This is a genomic window from Pseudomonas sp. IzPS59 (genome assembly GCF_014863505.1).
GTDB lineage: Bacteria > Pseudomonadota > Gammaproteobacteria > Pseudomonadales > Pseudomonadaceae > Aquipseudomonas > Aquipseudomonas kribbensis.
On sequence record NZ_CP062251.1, the window covers coordinates 3927631 to 3942065 of the forward strand.

The following is a 14435-nucleotide window of genomic DNA, read 5'->3' on the forward strand; positions in this document are numbered from 1 at the left end:
TCAGCTCGTTCCCGCTTTCCACTCCCGTGGACTGAGCCCGGTCTTGCGCCGAAACGCCCGGGCCAGCGCCGAAGGACTTTCATAGCCGACTTCTTCGGCGATCAGGGCAATCGGCCGCCCTTCGCGCAGACGTTTCTGCGCGAGGCTGATGCGCCAGCTCACCAGATAATCCACCGGCGTCTGCCCCACCACTCGCCGGAAATGCTCGGCGAAACCGGCGCGGGACAAATGTGCGGTCGCGGCCAGTTCAGCGACGCTCCAGGCCTTGGCCGGTTGGTCATGCATCAGGCTCAATGCGCGGGCAATCTTCGGGTCGGCCAACCCCGCCATCATCCCCGGTTGCTGGTCGCGACTGCTGATCAGATGCCGCAACAGAAGAATCACCAACAGTTCGAACAGCCGATCCATCACCGCTTCGCGCCCACAATGACCATCGAATGCTTCCTTGAACAGCCAATCCAGAGTGCTGGTCATTTCCGGAAGGTCAGCGAGTTTCAGCACCAGATAATCCGGCAGCGCCGCCGCCAGTGCATTGCCCGCACCGCCATCGAAGGTCAGCGAGGCGCACACTAGTTGCGTGTTCATGGCCTCGTCGGCGAACAGTCGGTGAGCAAACGGTCGGGGGAAGAAAATCAGCGTCGGTTCGCTGAGCGTGAGTTCGGGGTCATTCCCCGGTTTGAGCAGCACTTGCCCGGCCTGCAGCAGATGCACATGGCCACACAACTGATCGCCACCATAGGCGCTGATGCCGCAGAAAGTACCGCTGTGGAAGGTGCCGGCATTCACGCCGAAGTGGCTGAGCAACGTGGACAAGCGATCCATGGACGAATCCTCGACGACAGGTTTGGACGATCTGTCGCATATCCTCGACGATTTGCACCCAAGGCACCAGCCTCGCTCAATAACATGACCTCCATCCCCGGCGCACTTCGCACCGGACTTTCGGAGAATCACCATGAGCCGCATTGCCCCGATCACCCTTGAAAACGCCACCGAAGCCACCCGCCCGACCCTGGAAGGCGTGCAGAAAAAAATCGGCTTCCTGCCCAACCTGTTCAAGACCCTGGCGGTTGCCCCCGCTGCACTGGATGCCTACGTGCAAGCCTCCGCCACGCTGGGCAAGACGTCCCTGAGCGCCAAGGAAAAAGAGGCGGTGTACCTCGCCACGTCGCAGGTCAACGGCTGCGATTACTGCCTCTCGGCGCACACCTTGTTTGCCGGCAAGGCCGGGCTGGCAGCAGAAGAAATCATCGAGGCGCGTCACGGCAGGCTGAATGCTTTTGCCACCCTCGCCCATCAACTGACGGAAACCCGTGGTCATCTGAGCGATGAGCAGATCGCCGCCGCCCGCGCTGCCGGTATCGACGACAAGAAGATCATCGAAGTGATCGCCATCGTCGCCGTGCAGACCCTGACCAACTACCTCAACAACACTGCACTGACCGACATCGATTTCCCGGCAATCGATGTCTGATCCGTGACCGGGGTCGATCTCAGTCGTGATCGACCCCGGCGCGTTTCAGCAGTTTCTTGCAGCGCTCGGACAGGTGAAACACCTGCAACTGCTTGCCGGCCTTGGCGTAGCGTTCGCGCAGGGTTTTCAGCGCGGCGATGGCCGAGTAGTCGACAAAGCTCAGGTGCCGGCAGTCCAGGGTTACCCGCTGAGGATCGTTGGCCGGGTCGAACTGATTGAGGAACGGCGTGGTCGAGGCGAAAAACAGCGTGCCGTGCAGTCGATAGAGTTTGCTGCCGTCGGCTTCCAGATGTTCATCGGCGTACAACTCGCGTGCCTGCTGCCAGGCAAAATTCAGCGCCGCGATGATGATCCCGCACAGCACCGCCGTAGCCAGATCGGTGAACACTGTGATGGTGGTCACCGCGATGATCACCAGCACATCGTTGAGCGGCACTTTGTTCAGCACCCGCAACGAGGCCCAGGCAAACGTCTGCTGCGACACCACGAACATCACCCCCACCAGCGCCGCCAGCGGAATCCGCTCGATCAGCGGCGACAGAAACAGAATGAACAGCAGAATCAGCACGCCCGCCACCACGCCGGACAATCGCCCGCGTCCGCCAGAACTGAGGTTGATCACGGTCTGGCCGATCATCGCGCACCCACCCATGCCGCCAAACGCGCCGGAGACCACGTTCGCCGCACCCAATGCCACGCATTCGCGATCCGGGTAGCCACGGGTTTCGGTGATTTCGTCGGTGAGGTTGAGGGTCAGCAGGGTTTCCAGCAGACCGACCAGCGCCATCAGAATCGCGTAGGGCGCGATGATGCGCAGGGTTTCGAGGTTGTACGGGATGTCCGGCAGCGCGAATGTCGGCAGACCGCCGGCAATGTGCGCCATGTCGCCGAGGGTACGGGTCGGCAGGCCCAGCAGATAGACCAGCGCCCCGACGCCGAGAATCGCCACCAGTGCCGGCGGAACAGCGCGGGTCAGACGCGGCAGGATGTAGACGATGGCCATCGTCAACAACACCAGCCCGGCCATCAGGTACAACGGCGTGCCGCTGAGCCACTGCTCGCCGCTCTTGAAATGTTCCAGTTGCGCCAGCGCAATGATGATCGCCAGACCATTGACGAACCCGAGCATCACCGGGTGCGGCACCATGCGCACCAGTTTGCCCAGGCGCAACAGCCCGAAGGCCATAATGATCAAACCGCCGAGCAACACCGTCGCCAGCAGGTACTGCACGCCGTGCTGCACCACCAGCGCGACGATCACCACCGCCATCGAACCGGCCGCCCCGGACACCATGCCCGGCCGGCCGCCGAACAGCGCGGTCAGCGTGCAAATGATGAAGGCGCCATACAGGCCCATCAGCGGATTGAGGTGAGCCACCAGCGCGAACGCAATGCATTCGGGCAACAGGGCGAACGAGGTGGTGAGTCCGGCCAGGACATCGGCGCGCAGACGAATCGGTTTCATGGCTTACCTGACAGCGCGGCCGCGACTGGCGGCCGCTGTATTCACGGGAAAAAGAGGGTTGCGGATGTTACGCAATTGCCCGGGCACGGGCCAGCGGTCGCTGACAGGGACGGCCCGGCGCTTTATGCTTGCGCGCTTCGTTGATCTTCGGGTTTGCACATGTCCTCTCTATCCGCCCGCGAAGTCTGCCAGCGCCTGCGCGATGCGGCATTGGGCGTTTGCGCATTACGGCGTATTGCACAGAAATCCGGGGCCGGCCAGATGTCGGTCGAGATCGACGGCTGGCACCTGTCGCTCGACTTTGACAGCCAACGCCTGCACCACTGCCTGCAATGCCGGTGCCCGGAAGGTCGCGTATGGACACTCGACACCACTCAACGTTTCGGCACCGACCCGGTCAGCCTGCTCAGCACTTGGGAACTGGCGCAGATCGAACGATTGCTGGCCCGGGCCGACTGACCGAATCAGCCCTGTCGCAGGTCCAGGTTGTAGGTGTAATAGCCTGTGTCACGCACCCAGCCAAGGGATTCGTACAAGCCCTGAGCCGTGAAATTGTCGGTCGCGGTTTCCAGCACCAGGCCCTTGGCACCGGTTTCCACGGCGAAGTCGCGGGCGGTGTTCATCAGCAATCGCCCGACGCCACGGCCTCGAGCGGCCGGTGTGGTGAACAGGTCGCTGAGCAACCAGGTGCGGTGGGCGTCTATCGAAGAAAACGTCGGGTACAACTGGACGAACCCCAGCGCTTCGCCGCATTGATCCTGAACCAGAAAAATCGCTGATTCATTGCCCGCCATGCGTTCGGCGATGAAGGCCCGCGATTGCTCAAGCTTCGATGGCTGGCCATAGAAGCCGCGATAACCGTCGAACAGTGCGGCCACGGCATCCAGATGTTCCGCGCTGGCGCGTATTGCCTGAAGACTCATATCCCCTCCCCGATCCCGTCAAATGATTGCAGCAGCATAGCGCTGTCCATCGAGTTCGCTGGCTTAATCGCTATATAGTTTTGTATATTTCGAACCCAAAACCGCCAGACTTTCAACGCCTTCCATGAGCAGCATCCGCGAACGCAACCAGCAACTGATCCTCAAGGCCGCCAGCGAAGAGTTTGCCGCCAACGGCTTTGACGCGACCCAGACCCGCGACATCGCCGCCCGCGCCGGTGTGCCCAAGGCCAATCTCTATTACTACTTCCAGAGCAAGGAAAACCTCTACGGCAAAGTGCTGCTCGGCTTCGTCGAACCGCTACTGGAGGCCTCGGCGGTGCTGCGCGAAAGTGACGACCCGCTGATCGGCCTGCGTGCCTACGTCGCGGCGCGCATCCGCATCGCCCGCGAGCATCCGGCGATTGCCAAGGTGTTCAGTGGTGAGCTGCTGCTGGGCGGTCGCCAGTTGCCCGACGAATGTCGCGACCTGCTGCACGCCGAAGCCCGGCGCAATGTCGAGTGCCTGCGCAGCTGGATCGAGCGCGGCTTGCTGGCGCCGGTGGATCCCGAGCATCTGATGTTGTTCATCTGGTCGGCGACGCGCACCTACACCAATATCGGCTGGCAGATGGGGCGCATCACCGGGCGTGAAGTGCCGCAGGATGAGGACTATGAAAGGGCGGCGGATACCATTACGCGGCTGGTGCTGGGCGGTGTGGTGTCCGAGCCGGTGAGTGATGTTCGCAGGTTGATGTTTGCGACTTGAGCGGCGGAGTCAGGGCATGATGTCCAGAGGTAACGCGCGGTCACCTTCCATCCGCTCGTACCATGCCTGGAACTGAGCAGGCAGGCGCTTTTTCCATTCCGGTACGTTGGTGTAATAACGGGCTCGAGTGTGTCCCCCTTTCTCAGGCACCAGCATCAGCACCCAGAAACGGTTACTGGCCGCACGCATCAGAATGGCCGCGTTCATATTGCCCAGTCCGCGCACCCACATCTCGATGACCTCGGCATCAGGCACATCAACCGCCGGGTCGCCGACGGTCATGGTACTCGTACGGTCCACCAGCTTCTGATAATCACCCTTGAGCAATTTATGCAACGCCTGATCCTCTTGCTGCGTACGAGCAAGTCCAACGCTGAGCAAGTTGTAATTCATCGAAAGTGGTTTATCAGACGCCACATAACGACCTGAGTAAAAGACACCCATACCGCCGCCGCAATCAACGTCATCGCCATTCTGCGTGACGTCCAGAACACCATTGATCGCTCGAAAAACAAGCGTGCAACTACCCTCTTCGAAACGAGCCTCACCACCGCTCAACACAGCAATGCCTTCCAGATCACCAGAGTTGGCGCCCTCCTGTGCCGAAACCTCAAAGCGGATGTGTGTGGCGTCCTGACGCTTGATGATCACTTCAGATCCCGAGTTCACCCCGTGAGGAATCAAATGCCATGTGGAATCCCAGTTGAACGCTCTGGCCGCATATTGCAGCTCAGTCAGGCGCATCAGATATTCACGACGCAAGCACGCCGGTTCAGCGCCACAAAGGCTGCGGTTCTTCAACCATGCTCTTTGATCAGCCTTGAGCGCTTTCGGATCAGCAACCTGCGCCAGCGTTGTCGTCCAGAGCTTCCCGAGTTTCTCATCAAGACTCGAGGTATACGGATCCGCACAAATGGCTTTTTCAACCGGACTGGAAGCGCCGGCGCAGTCGAAACTGGCAGCGTGGGAGTTGGCAGCAAAAACGAGGGACGTCAGCAGCAAGGCGTGACGGAGATTGAAAGCGAGCATCGACAGATTCCATTCCTGAGGCGGCGGCAGTATGCCGCGCCCGGGTTATCGATGCTCTGGAAATTTCACCGATTACTTCAAGAGAGTCAGAACGCGATCCCGGCCGCCGGTTTCACATCAATCCGCGCCACGGAACCGGTCAGGTGCGCCCAGTCCTTGTTGTGTTCGGTGATGATGTCTTCGGCGCTCATGTTGCCGTTGTCGACGGTGGAATGCGCGTCGGCTGCCAGTTCCACGTCATAGCCCAGTTGATGGGCCTGGCGTACGGTGGCGTTGACGCAGTAATCGGTCTGCAAGCCGCAGATCACCAGGCGATCGAAGTCTTCCCGGGGGATCAGCTTTGGCAGGTTGGTCTGGTAGAACGAGTCGTTGGCGGTCTTGTCGACGTGCAGGTCACTCGCTGCGGTATTCAGGCCATCGGCCAGTTGCCAGCCCTCGGCGCCGTAGGTGAGCGGGCTGTCCTTCTCGTTATGCTGGATCAGCACGACTGTGACGCCAGCCTTGCGCGCCCGGGCGCTGAGGCCGTTGATGGTGTCGATCACCCGTTTGATGTCGTGGCACTCGTATTCGCCTGTGCACAGGGCGCGCTGGACATCGATGATCAGCAATGCGGTGGTCATGGTGAGCCTTCCTTGATCGGTCCTTGAGACAGGGGCGGACGTGTGCCCGCCCCCTTTTTACCCTTCTCAGTAACCCAAAGACAACCCGGTGTTGCGCCGTGGATCGTTGGCGCCGTAGAAGCGATTCTTGCCCACCGGTTTACCCCCCAGCGACGGCGCGCCGACCAGAATCGCGGCGATGTGGTTGGCGTCCTGCGGGCCGGCAAACTTGTGACCCCAGCTCTCGAGAATCTTCTTCGTGTCGGGGCTGGCGGCGTAGTCTTCGAGGTTGGTCTGCTCCGGCATCCACTGCTGGTGGAAGCGCGGCGCATCAACCGCTTCCTGCAGGCCCATGCCGTAGTCGATGACGTTGAGCATGGTCAACAGAGTCGCCGTGATGATGCGACTGCCACCCGGCGTGCCCACCACCATCACCACCTTGCCATCCTTGGTGACGATGGTCGGGCTCATCGACGACAGCGGCGCCTTGCCGGGAGCGATGGCATTGGCTTCACCCTGCACCAGACCGTACATGTTCGGCACGCCCACTTTCGAGGTGAAGTCGTCCATTTCATCGTTGAGGATCACCCCGGTCTTGCTCGCCATCACACCCGCGCCGAACCAGTCGTTGAGGGTGTAGGTGACCGAGACCGCGTTGCCCCATTTGTCGACGATCGAGTAGTGCGTGGTGTTGCTGCCTTCGTGAGGCGCAACGCCAGGTTTCAGCTCAGCCGACACACCGGCCTTCTGTGGCTGGATCGCATTGCGCAATTTGGTGGCGTAGTTCTTGTCCAGCAGGTGCTCGATCGGGTTTTTCACGAAATCCGGGTCACCCAGATAGCTGTTGCGATCCACATAAGCGTGGCGCATTGCCTCGATCTGGTAGTGCATGCCCTGGGCCGAATGGAAGCCCAGATCCTTCATCGGATAACCTTCGAGGATGTTCATGATCTGGCAGATCACCACCCCGCCGGAGCTTGGCGGCGGCGCCGACACCACGTGGTAACCGCGATAGTCGCACTCCACCGGGGCCAGTTCGCGGGTCTTGTACTTGTCGAGGTCGGCCTGGGTGATGATGCCCTTGTTGGCCTGGCTGGAGGTAACGATGGCGTCGGCTACCCAGCCTTTATAGAAACCATCGGCGCCTTTCTCGGAAATGGTACGCAGGGTCTTGCCCAGATCCTTCTGCACCAGTTTCTGCCCGACCTGCATCGGCTCGCCGTTATGGAGGAAGATCGAGCCGGAATCTTTCATGTCCTTCTTGAACACGTCGGTGGCGTAGTCCAGCAGATCGACGTCACCCTGCTCCAGCTCGAAGCCTTCTTCCGCCAGTTTGATGGCCGGCGCGATCATGTCCTTGCGCGGCTTGGTGCCGTACTTGGTCAGTGCCAGCTCCATGCCGGAGACCGTGCCCGGAACGCCCACCGCGAGGTGGCCACGGGTACTCAGGTCAGGAATGACGTTGCCATCCTTGTCGAGGTACATATTGGCCGTCGCGGCCAGCGGGGCTTTTTCCCGGAAGTCGAGGAAGGTCTTGCGTCCGTCCGCCAGTTGAATGGTCATGAAACCACCACCACCGAGGTTGCCCGCCGCCGGGTAAACCACCGCCAGTGCGTAGCCCACGGCGACCGCCGCATCCACCGCGTTACCGCCACTTTTCAAGACATCGACACCCACGTGGGTGGCCAGGTGCTGGGCGGTGACCACCATGCCGTTTTCGGCGGCAACTGGGGCAACCGAGGCGGCGTGGGCCATGAGGCAGCTGAGCGCCAATGAGGTCGCAATCAGCGATTTGGCAAAAGGTTCGTACTTCATGAGTCGGTCTCTTCTTTTTATAAGGTAGGAAAGCGCTTCAAGAGCATCAGCCAGTATGGTCGCGATTGCGGTTTGCGCCTCCCCGATCGGGCAGTATGCTGGACGCTGTTGCCGACCCGACCCGGAGTTTTTCCCATGGCCTACACGTTCATCACCCTGCCCTCGCCCGTCGGTGAGTTGAAGCTGGTCGCGAACGATTCACGACTGGCCGCCATCCTCTGGGAAAACGACAAACCGAACCGGGTGCGCCTCGGACCAATGAACGAAGCACCGGACAACCCGGTGTTGCTGAAAACCGCGCGACAACTGGAAGAATATTTTGCCGGAACGCGAAGTGCGTTCGATCTGGAGCTGGACTTTGTCGGCACCGAGTTCCAGAAAAAGGTCTGGGCCGCGTTGCTGACCATTCCATTCGGCGAAACCCGTACCTACAGCCAGATTGCCCAGCAAATCGGTCACCCCAGCGCAGTGCGTGCCGTCGGTGCGGCGAACGGCAGAAACCCGATTTCGATCATCGCGCCCTGTCACCGGGTGATTGGTGCTTCGGGAAAACTGACCGGGTTTGCCGGCGGCCTTGAAGCCAAGGAATGCTTGCTGACACTGGAAGGTGGCCAGTGGTCAGACATCGGCAAAACCGGTGAGCTGTTTTAAGCGCCGAAGAAGTTATTCATCGCCGCGTATTGCAACAACATGATGGTCTTGGCATCGCAGATCTCGCCACGATGAAACGCGGCCATTGCATCGTCGAAGCGCCACTCCAGGACCTCCAGTTCCTCGGTTTCCTCCTCCAGGCCACCACCGTCGCTGACCTTTGACGCCGCATCGTATTCGGCAACGAAGAAGTGCAGCTTCTCGGTCACCGAGCCCGGACTCATGTACGCCTCGAACACCTTCCTCACATCGTGCACGCGGTAACCGGTTTCTTCTTCAGCCTCGTCGCGGATGCGCTGCTCCGGCGCCGCGCCTTCCAGCAACCCGGCAGCCACCTCGATCAGCAGACCGTCATGACCGTTGACGAACACCGGCAAGCGGAACTGGCGAGTCAGCACCACCGTACGCTTCTCACGGTTGAACAACAGAATCGCCGCACCATTGCCGCGGTCGTAGACTTCGCGGGTCTGGCGTTGCCATTCACCGTTGTTGCGCAGGTAGTCGAATGTGATTTTCTTCAGCAGATACCAGTCGTGGGATAACACCTGAGTGTCGATGATGTTGATCCGCTCGGCGGTGTTGGGCATGACGCTTCATCCTTTGTCTTGACCGGAAAAGCCCCATGTTAGGCGAAAAAAAGCCCGGCAGCGCTACCGGGCTTTTTCATTCGTTTACCGCTGACGGACCATGTCGGCCATTGCGACATCTGGCACATGCGCGGCTGCCGCCACGCCGTTGATCAGCGGCCCGTAACGCCGGCTGAACTCCCAGTTGTACGGCACACGATCCTTGCTGGTGCCGTTGTCCCAGTTCACCGACCAGGTCATCAGGCCCTTGATCGGATGCCCTTTGACCGCCAGACGTTTCATCGCGTTGCCGACCGCATTTTTGTCGATCACGTAACCGGTGGCAGCGGCGTCAACGTTGGCTGGCAGGCCGATGACGAACTTGTCCGCTGGGATCTTCGTGAACCCGCGCGTGCCGGTCACCAGACTTTCGGTCAGGTAATAGAGGAAGTCCTCTTTCATCGCATCGTTGTTCTGCGCGATCCACGCCCCGTTGCCGTTATTGGCTTCGGGGACCCAGACACCGTCACCACCCTGGTTGTAGAACTGCGGCGCGATGAAGTCGTAGTAGCCTTCCAGTGCCTGCAGGTAGCCGACGTATTTGCCGGAGGTGGTCAGGTATGGAAACTCCGGCGCCATGCTGATGATGAAATGCTTGCCCTGGCCTGCGTAGTGATCCTTGACCAGTTTCAGGGCGGCCGGCAGCACGGTCTTGTTGGCAGCGAAATCAATCGCGCTCTGTTCAAGATCGATGTCCAGCCCGTCGAAGCCGTAGGTTTCCACCAGACGGATGATTTCGTTGGCCAGCGGTTGCTCCTGACCGGCACGCAACTCGATGTGGGCATCAGCGCCGCCGAGGGATATCAGCACCGCCCGGCCCTGACTGTTGAGTACGCCGACCTGACGGCGGAACTCGGCATCGGAAACGTTGAACGGCTTGAAGGTCGGAATCCCGCTGCCCTTCATGAACGCGACCGCAACCACGTTGTAGTCCTTGGGCACGTTTTCCAGAGCGATGTTGGCGAACTGACCGCGCTGGTAGCCATCGCTCGGGCCCGCGGGCCAGTTGTGCCAGAAGCCCATGAGGATCTTCTTGCCGGCGATGCTCGGCATCAGCGAAGCCGCGTCGCTCGCCTGGTTTTGCATTAACGTGAAGTCGATATTTGACATGTTCTAATCCTTCAGAACGTGTAGGTAGGTGTTGCGGACTTATTTGAAGTCCACATCGAAAGCCTGATAGAAGGCGTTGCCGGTGTTGGCGACGATCCACATCAGGACGATCACGTGACGACCTTGCTTGTTGGCCGGAAGTTTCACTGCGTGATTGACCTTGGCCTTCAGCTCCGCCGAATGACTGTAGTACGGCACTTGCGGATAGAAGTCCTCGGCGAACGGTTTTGTTTCCAGTTGCGCACGGGTGATGCGTTGTTTCGGGTCCCAGCCATCCTTGGTGATCAGCCAGCGGTAACCGCGAGTGGTGTGCGGCGCGGTGTATTCCCATTTCACTTCGAGGGTCTGGCCAGGGGTGACGTTGAGCAGCGGCCAGGTGAACGGGCGACCGAGCTTCTTGCTCATTTCCTCGTCGGTGAAGTTCACACAGTCACGGGCGTCGTCCTTGCCGCCGCTGAGAAGGTGCCCGTCGGCCGGTGGCACGACACTCGGGTTGTCCGACTCGAAAGGCGCCGGGAACGGGCCGGCCACCAGTGCCGGGAAGTTCTTGCCGCCTTCCATCTCGTTGACCTGCCAGCCACCGAGCAATCCTTGTTCGATGGCCACCGCACCGCGGCTTGCAGGGGAAATGACGCGACCGTGTCGCAGTTGGGTTTGAGCTTGTGGTTGATTCATGTTTTTCACTCCATTGATTTAAGAACTCTCCTTTCCGGGGAGAGGCCTTCAAGCTAACGGAGGGGGATTTTTTGTCCATCGGCGGTTTTGTCGCAGCCTGCCGCAGTGACATCCGTAAAACACCGAAAATACTGGATATAAATACAGTGCATTGCGACGACGCTCACCCGACGCATGGCAAAAAGCCTACACGGCGTCATTACAAAAACCTGCATTCAAGCACTCAGGGAAGTTGCGCCTTGAACTCCTTTTCATACTGCCCGGCGAGCTGTTCTTTCTGTTTGTCGTCGAGCAGCTTGCCGGCCATCTGGAAGAACTTCTGCTCCTCTTCCTTCAAGTGGTGATGGACTTTGTCCGAGAGCTTTTTCGCCGTGGCCAGCCAGGCTGGACTGGACATTTCGGTCTCGTCGAGCTCCTCCATCATTTCGTCCATTTCATGGTGTTCGGCGATGGCGTGGCGACTGAGATCGACCCCGTTGTCGAACTCCATCAACGGGATGTAGAAGTGGCGCTCTTCGGCGGTCTCGTGGGCTTGCAGCTCGGCCTTGAGTTGCTTGTAGGCTTCGACGCGTTCCGGGGTGTCGCCGCTGGTCTTGATCAAGGTCTTGGCATAGCCGCGCTGGCGGTCGTGGCTCTCACGAAGGGCTTCGAAAATATTCATGGAATCTCCTCGGCAGACGCATTCGGAATGAACGCCTTCAAGGGCTAGACCCCGGCGCGGGAGCAACGGTTCCGGGCGATTGCTTCAATCGACTGCCACACGATAGGCTGTGAACTCATTACTACAAGGAAGACAACATGACGTTGCGGATCGAGCTGTCACAGGACCCCACCGAAGAACAGCGCGCAGCCATCCTGGCGCCCCTGCGTGCCTATAACATCGCCAAGGCCGGGCCTTCGCTGTACGAGCCGGTCGCGCTGCTGGTGCGCGACGATAACGACGCGATCCTCGGCGGCCTTTATGGGCACACGTTCTATCGGTGGCTGTTCATCGAGTTGCTGGCGGTGCCGGAAGAAGGCCGGGGCCAGGGTATCGGCTCGAAACTGATGCAGATGGTTGAGGAATTTGCGCGAGAAAAAGACTGCGTGGGAATCTGGCTCGACACCTTTGAGTTTCAGGCGCCCGGGTTCTACAAGAAGCTTGGCTATGTCGAGTGTGGCGAGATCAAGGATTATCCGCTGGGGCACAAGCGGCATTTTTTCCAGAAGCGCTTGATTGATTGAGTTCAGCGTCCCCCTCGCCAGCTAACTGGCGAGGGTCAGACACTTCAGCGCACTCAACCGCTCGTTACAGACAGGTCGCCAACGCTGCCAACCGGCGCTTGGCGACAAAGTCGTCCTTCTGCGCGTAGTAGTTCAGCACCGTGCCGGACGCATCCGTGGTCAAGTCGACGAACGACTCCGCCGAACGGGTGTAGACCGTCGAGCCGCCCTTCTTGCCCGGTTGCAGATAGGCCGCCGCATCCACGCCGAACACTGCTTCGTCCTGCCAGGCGAATTGCACACATTCGGCCACGACTTTTTCAGGCTTGTCCGAATTCAGGACCTTGTAAGGAGTTTGAGTGCGGGCGTCTTCCATCACCGAACCCGCGCAACCGGCCAGCAGGGTTGCCGCCAGTGCCACCATCAGCATTCGCATTGCATTCGCTCATTCGGAAAAAAGCGGACTGTATCACCGCAACGCGCAAAATCGTTCTGCTTTACTGCATTTAGCGCGCGACACCCGCCGACAGCTGCGGCACATTAAGGTCATCAGCCCACAAGGAACCCCCATGGCGCCTACCGACCAGCGACATGAACATGCTCTGAAACTGTTTCTCGACGCACGCCCCGAGCTGCGCGAAACCCTCGACCATCTCAATCCGTTACTGGCCCAGGCCAAGGGCGAAACCCCGGCACAGTACCGCGAGGAGCGTCTGCACGAGGCCTTTGAAGCCGAGGCCGAAAGCCAGGGCTTGTTCGCCTGGGAACTGACGCTGCAACTGACTGCAGCCACTCCCGAGGAATATCAGGCGCAACGCCTGGAAGTGCACCGCGAAGTCGCGGAGATGGCCGGGATGGACTGGTTGGAATATTGCGACCTTTATGGCATAGAACCCTGACCTCTACGCAAGGACCTCTGCGCCAATGCTGCCAACCGCCTCGACTCACCGCGCCAGCCCCGGCCACTTGCACACGCAAAAATGGCGCGGTCGCATAGGGCTGGCAATGGTGGCCGCGCTCTCGGTGCTGGCGGGGATGACCGATGCCATCGGCTTCATGGCCAGCGGCGACTTCGTTTCATTCATGAGCGGCAACACGACACGGCTGGCGGTGGCGATCAGTGATGGCGATGTGAGTCTGACGCTACGACTGGTGATCCTCGTCGCCACGTTCATCCTGGGCAACGCCCTCGGTGTGGTGATCGGTCGCCTCGGCGGGCGCCGCGCACTGCCGTTGCTGCTGTGCATCGCGATGCTGCTCTGCGGGGCCGCCGCCTGGCCGTCCGAGGTGCAACTCCCGGCACTGCTGGCGGCGATCATCGCCATGGGCATGCTCAATGCTGCGGTGGAGGAAGTGAACGGTCTGGCGGTCGGGCTGACCTATGTCACCGGTGCACTTTCACGGTTCGGCCGCGGTCTGGGGCGCTGGATCATGGGCGAGCGACGCAATGGCTGGCGCGTGCAGCTGGTGCCGTGGAGCGGGATGTTCATCGGCGCCATCCTCGGTGCCGTGCTGGAGCATCACCTGGGGCTCAAGGCGCTGTACGCCAGCGGTTTGCTGGCTGCATTGATCGGCCTGGTCTCGCTGAAAATCCCCCGGCGCTGGCAGTTGGGTTACATGCCGCGCTGACGTCTGCGGCAACATCGACTTCGCCGCCCCGCCGAGAAAGCTTTATCATGGCCGCAGTTTTGCTGATCGAGTCCGTCATGAAGTTCGCCATCGCACTGTTTTCCGCCGCCCATGCGCCCTCCTCGCGCCGCGCCCTGCTGTTCGCGCAGGCTGCGCTGGCCGGCGGGCATGAAATTGTCCGGCTGTTTTTCTATCAGGACGGGGTCTACAACGCGTCCGACGCCGTGGTCACGCCCCAGGACGAACTGGACCTGCCCAAACAGTGGCGAACCTTCATCACCGAACAAAACCTCGACGGCGTGGTGTGCATCGCTGCCGCCCTGCGCCGTGGCGTGCTGAATGCCGAGGAAGCCGGGCGTTATCAGCGTAATGCCGTGGCCGTCAGCGCACCGTGGGAATTGTCCGGTCTCGGCCAGTTGCATGATGCGGTACAGGATGCCGACCGTCTGATCTGCTTCGGAGGCGCATGA

General features: G+C 60.4%; 18 protein-coding genes and 1 pseudogene. 8 read left to right on the forward strand and 11 right to left on the reverse strand.

Annotation, left to right across the window (positions count from 1 at the left end):
- Window positions 1–822, reverse strand: a complete 822-nt coding sequence (locus IF189_RS17560) for a cupin domain-containing protein (protein WP_134826252.1) — start codon at window positions 820–822, stop codon at window positions 1–3.
- 133 nt (window positions 823–955) lie between these two features.
- Here IF189_RS17560 and IF189_RS17565 point away from each other — a divergent pair, with 133 nt between their 5' ends.
- Window positions 956–1474 (forward strand): carboxymuconolactone decarboxylase family protein, encoded by a 519-nt coding sequence (locus IF189_RS17565; RefSeq protein ID WP_192551999.1) that lies wholly within the window; start codon window positions 956–958, stop codon window positions 1472–1474.
- 19 nt (window positions 1475–1493) lie between these two features.
- On the opposite strand, the gene IF189_RS17570 is transcribed toward IF189_RS17565, so the two are convergent.
- Window positions 1494–2939, reverse strand: coding sequence for a SulP family inorganic anion transporter (locus IF189_RS17570; RefSeq protein ID WP_192552000.1), 1446 nt, complete (start codon window positions 2937–2939; stop codon window positions 1494–1496).
- Between the two features lie 159 nt (window positions 2940–3098).
- Between IF189_RS17570 and IF189_RS17575 the strand changes: the two genes are divergently transcribed.
- Window positions 3099–3398 (forward strand): hypothetical protein, encoded by a 300-nt coding sequence (locus tag IF189_RS17575; RefSeq protein WP_192552001.1) that lies wholly within the window; start codon window positions 3099–3101, stop codon window positions 3396–3398.
- Between the two features lie 5 nt (window positions 3399–3403).
- Here the strand turns inward: IF189_RS17575 and IF189_RS17580 are convergent, their stop codons facing one another.
- A complete protein-coding gene (locus IF189_RS17580; protein ID WP_134826248.1) occupies window positions 3404–3862 on the reverse strand; it encodes a GNAT family N-acetyltransferase in 459 nt (152 codons plus the stop codon).
- Window positions 3863–3986: 124 nt separating this feature from the next.
- Between IF189_RS17580 and IF189_RS17585 the strand changes: the two genes are divergently transcribed.
- Window positions 3987–4628, forward strand: a complete 642-nt coding sequence (locus IF189_RS17585; protein ID WP_085711594.1) for a TetR/AcrR family transcriptional regulator — start codon at window positions 3987–3989, stop codon at window positions 4626–4628.
- A 9-nt stretch (window positions 4629–4637) separates the two neighbouring features.
- Here the strand turns inward: IF189_RS17585 and IF189_RS17590 are convergent, their stop codons facing one another.
- The 3 genes from IF189_RS17590 to ggt all read right to left on the reverse strand — a co-directional run bounded on the left by IF189_RS17590 (window position 4638) and on the right by ggt (window position 8071).
- Complete coding sequence (locus IF189_RS17590; protein ID WP_192552002.1) at window positions 4638–5657, reverse strand: lysozyme inhibitor LprI family protein; 1020 nt, start codon at window positions 5655–5657, stop codon at window positions 4638–4640.
- Between the two features lie 86 nt (window positions 5658–5743).
- Window positions 5744–6277 carry a cysteine hydrolase family protein gene (locus tag IF189_RS17595; protein ID WP_134826245.1) on the reverse strand — a complete coding sequence of 178 codons (534 nt, stop codon included), beginning with the start codon at window positions 6275–6277 and terminating at the stop codon, window positions 5744–5746.
- Window positions 6278–6343: 66 nt separating this feature from the next.
- Entirely contained in the window at window positions 6344–8071 is a 1728-nt protein-coding gene (gene ggt / locus IF189_RS17600) for a gamma-glutamyltransferase (protein WP_085711597.1), read from the reverse strand.
- A gap of 135 nt (window positions 8072–8206) precedes the next feature.
- Between ggt and IF189_RS17605 the strand changes: the two genes are divergently transcribed.
- Window positions 8207–8722, forward strand: a complete 516-nt coding sequence (locus IF189_RS17605; RefSeq protein WP_134826244.1) for a methylated-DNA--[protein]-cysteine S-methyltransferase — start codon at window positions 8207–8209, stop codon at window positions 8720–8722.
- Here the strand turns inward: IF189_RS17605 and IF189_RS17610 are convergent.
- The 4 genes and pseudogenes from IF189_RS17610 to IF189_RS17625 all read right to left on the reverse strand — a co-directional run bounded on the left by IF189_RS17610 (window position 8719) and on the right by IF189_RS17625 (window position 11794).
- The gene (locus IF189_RS17610) at window positions 8719–9309 is read right to left on the reverse strand and encodes an NUDIX domain-containing protein (protein WP_192552003.1); all 591 of its coding nucleotides are present in this window, start codon (window positions 9307–9309) and stop codon (window positions 8719–8721) included. The two genes, IF189_RS17605 and IF189_RS17610, sit on opposite strands and share 4 nt — an antisense overlap.
- Before the next feature lie 147 nt (window positions 9310–9456).
- Window positions 9457–10458: pseudogene (locus IF189_RS17615) on the reverse strand (chitinase); the annotation flags it as partial.
- Window positions 10459–10497: 39 nt separating this feature from the next.
- Window positions 10498–11133: a lytic polysaccharide monooxygenase auxiliary activity family 9 protein gene (locus IF189_RS17620; RefSeq protein WP_192552005.1), complete on the reverse strand. Its 636-nt coding sequence runs from the start codon at window positions 11131–11133 to the stop codon at window positions 10498–10500.
- A 223-nt stretch (window positions 11134–11356) separates the two neighbouring features.
- Window positions 11357–11794: a hemerythrin domain-containing protein gene (locus tag IF189_RS17625; protein WP_085712365.1), complete on the reverse strand. Its 438-nt coding sequence runs from the start codon at window positions 11792–11794 to the stop codon at window positions 11357–11359.
- A 137-nt stretch (window positions 11795–11931) separates the two neighbouring features.
- Between IF189_RS17625 and IF189_RS17630 the strand changes: the two genes are divergently transcribed.
- Window positions 11932–12357 (forward strand): GNAT family N-acetyltransferase, encoded by a 426-nt coding sequence (locus IF189_RS17630; protein WP_085712366.1) that lies wholly within the window; start codon window positions 11932–11934, stop codon window positions 12355–12357.
- Between the two features lie 64 nt (window positions 12358–12421).
- Here the strand turns inward: IF189_RS17630 and IF189_RS17635 are convergent, their stop codons facing one another.
- The gene (locus IF189_RS17635; protein WP_085712367.1) at window positions 12422–12772 is read right to left on the reverse strand and encodes a hypothetical protein; all 351 of its coding nucleotides are present in this window, start codon (window positions 12770–12772) and stop codon (window positions 12422–12424) included.
- Between the two features lie 133 nt (window positions 12773–12905).
- On the opposite strand from IF189_RS17635, the gene IF189_RS17640 reads away from it, so the two are divergent.
- From IF189_RS17640 to tusD, 3 genes are all read left to right on the forward strand, one after another.
- Entirely contained in the window at window positions 12906–13235 is a 330-nt protein-coding gene (locus IF189_RS17640) for a DUF6388 family protein (protein ID WP_085712368.1), read from the forward strand.
- 25 nt (window positions 13236–13260) lie between these two features.
- Entirely contained in the window at window positions 13261–13965 is a 705-nt protein-coding gene (locus tag IF189_RS17645; protein WP_134826239.1) for a YoaK family protein, read from the forward strand.
- A gap of 77 nt (window positions 13966–14042) precedes the next feature.
- A complete protein-coding gene (gene tusD, locus IF189_RS17650; protein ID WP_134826530.1) occupies window positions 14043–14435 on the forward strand; it encodes a sulfurtransferase complex subunit TusD in 393 nt (130 codons plus the stop codon).

Bases quoted from the DNA above. Each gene is read 5' to 3' on its own strand.
- IF189_RS17560 (WP_134826252.1), bottom strand. From the start codon at position 822: ATGGATCGCTTGTCCACGTTGCTCAGCCACTTCGGCGTGAATGCCGGC.
- IF189_RS17565 (WP_192551999.1), top strand. From the start codon at position 956: ATGAGCCGCATTGCCCCGATCACCCTTGAAAACGCCACCGAAGCCACC.
- IF189_RS17570 (WP_192552000.1), bottom strand. From the start codon at position 2,939: ATGAAACCGATTCGTCTGCGCGCCGATGTCCTGGCCGGACTCACCACC.
- IF189_RS17575 (WP_192552001.1), top strand. From the start codon at position 3,099: ATGTCCTCTCTATCCGCCCGCGAAGTCTGCCAGCGCCTGCGCGATGCG.
- IF189_RS17580 (WP_134826248.1), bottom strand. From the start codon at position 3,862: ATGAGTCTTCAGGCAATACGCGCCAGCGCGGAACATCTGGATGCCGTG.
- IF189_RS17585 (WP_085711594.1), top strand. From the start codon at position 3,987: ATGAGCAGCATCCGCGAACGCAACCAGCAACTGATCCTCAAGGCCGCC.
- IF189_RS17590 (WP_192552002.1), bottom strand. From the start codon at position 5,657: ATGCTCGCTTTCAATCTCCGTCACGCCTTGCTGCTGACGTCCCTCGTT.
- IF189_RS17595 (WP_134826245.1), bottom strand. From the start codon at position 6,277: ATGACCACCGCATTGCTGATCATCGATGTCCAGCGCGCCCTGTGCACA.
- ggt (WP_085711597.1), bottom strand. From the start codon at position 8,071: ATGAAGTACGAACCTTTTGCCAAATCGCTGATTGCGACCTCATTGGCG.
- IF189_RS17605 (WP_134826244.1), top strand. From the start codon at position 8,207: ATGGCCTACACGTTCATCACCCTGCCCTCGCCCGTCGGTGAGTTGAAG.
- IF189_RS17610 (WP_192552003.1), bottom strand. From the start codon at position 9,309: ATGCCCAACACCGCCGAGCGGATCAACATCATCGACACTCAGGTGTTA.
- IF189_RS17620 (WP_192552005.1), bottom strand. From the start codon at position 11,133: ATGAATCAACCACAAGCTCAAACCCAACTGCGACACGGTCGCGTCATT.
- IF189_RS17625 (WP_085712365.1), bottom strand. From the start codon at position 11,794: ATGAATATTTTCGAAGCCCTTCGTGAGAGCCACGACCGCCAGCGCGGC.
- IF189_RS17630 (WP_085712366.1), top strand. From the start codon at position 11,932: ATGACGTTGCGGATCGAGCTGTCACAGGACCCCACCGAAGAACAGCGC.
- IF189_RS17635 (WP_085712367.1), bottom strand. From the start codon at position 12,772: ATGCGAATGCTGATGGTGGCACTGGCGGCAACCCTGCTGGCCGGTTGC.
- IF189_RS17640 (WP_085712368.1), top strand. From the start codon at position 12,906: ATGGCGCCTACCGACCAGCGACATGAACATGCTCTGAAACTGTTTCTC.
- IF189_RS17645 (WP_134826239.1), top strand. From the start codon at position 13,261: ATGCTGCCAACCGCCTCGACTCACCGCGCCAGCCCCGGCCACTTGCAC.
- tusD (WP_134826530.1), top strand. From the start codon at position 14,043: ATGAAGTTCGCCATCGCACTGTTTTCCGCCGCCCATGCGCCCTCCTCG.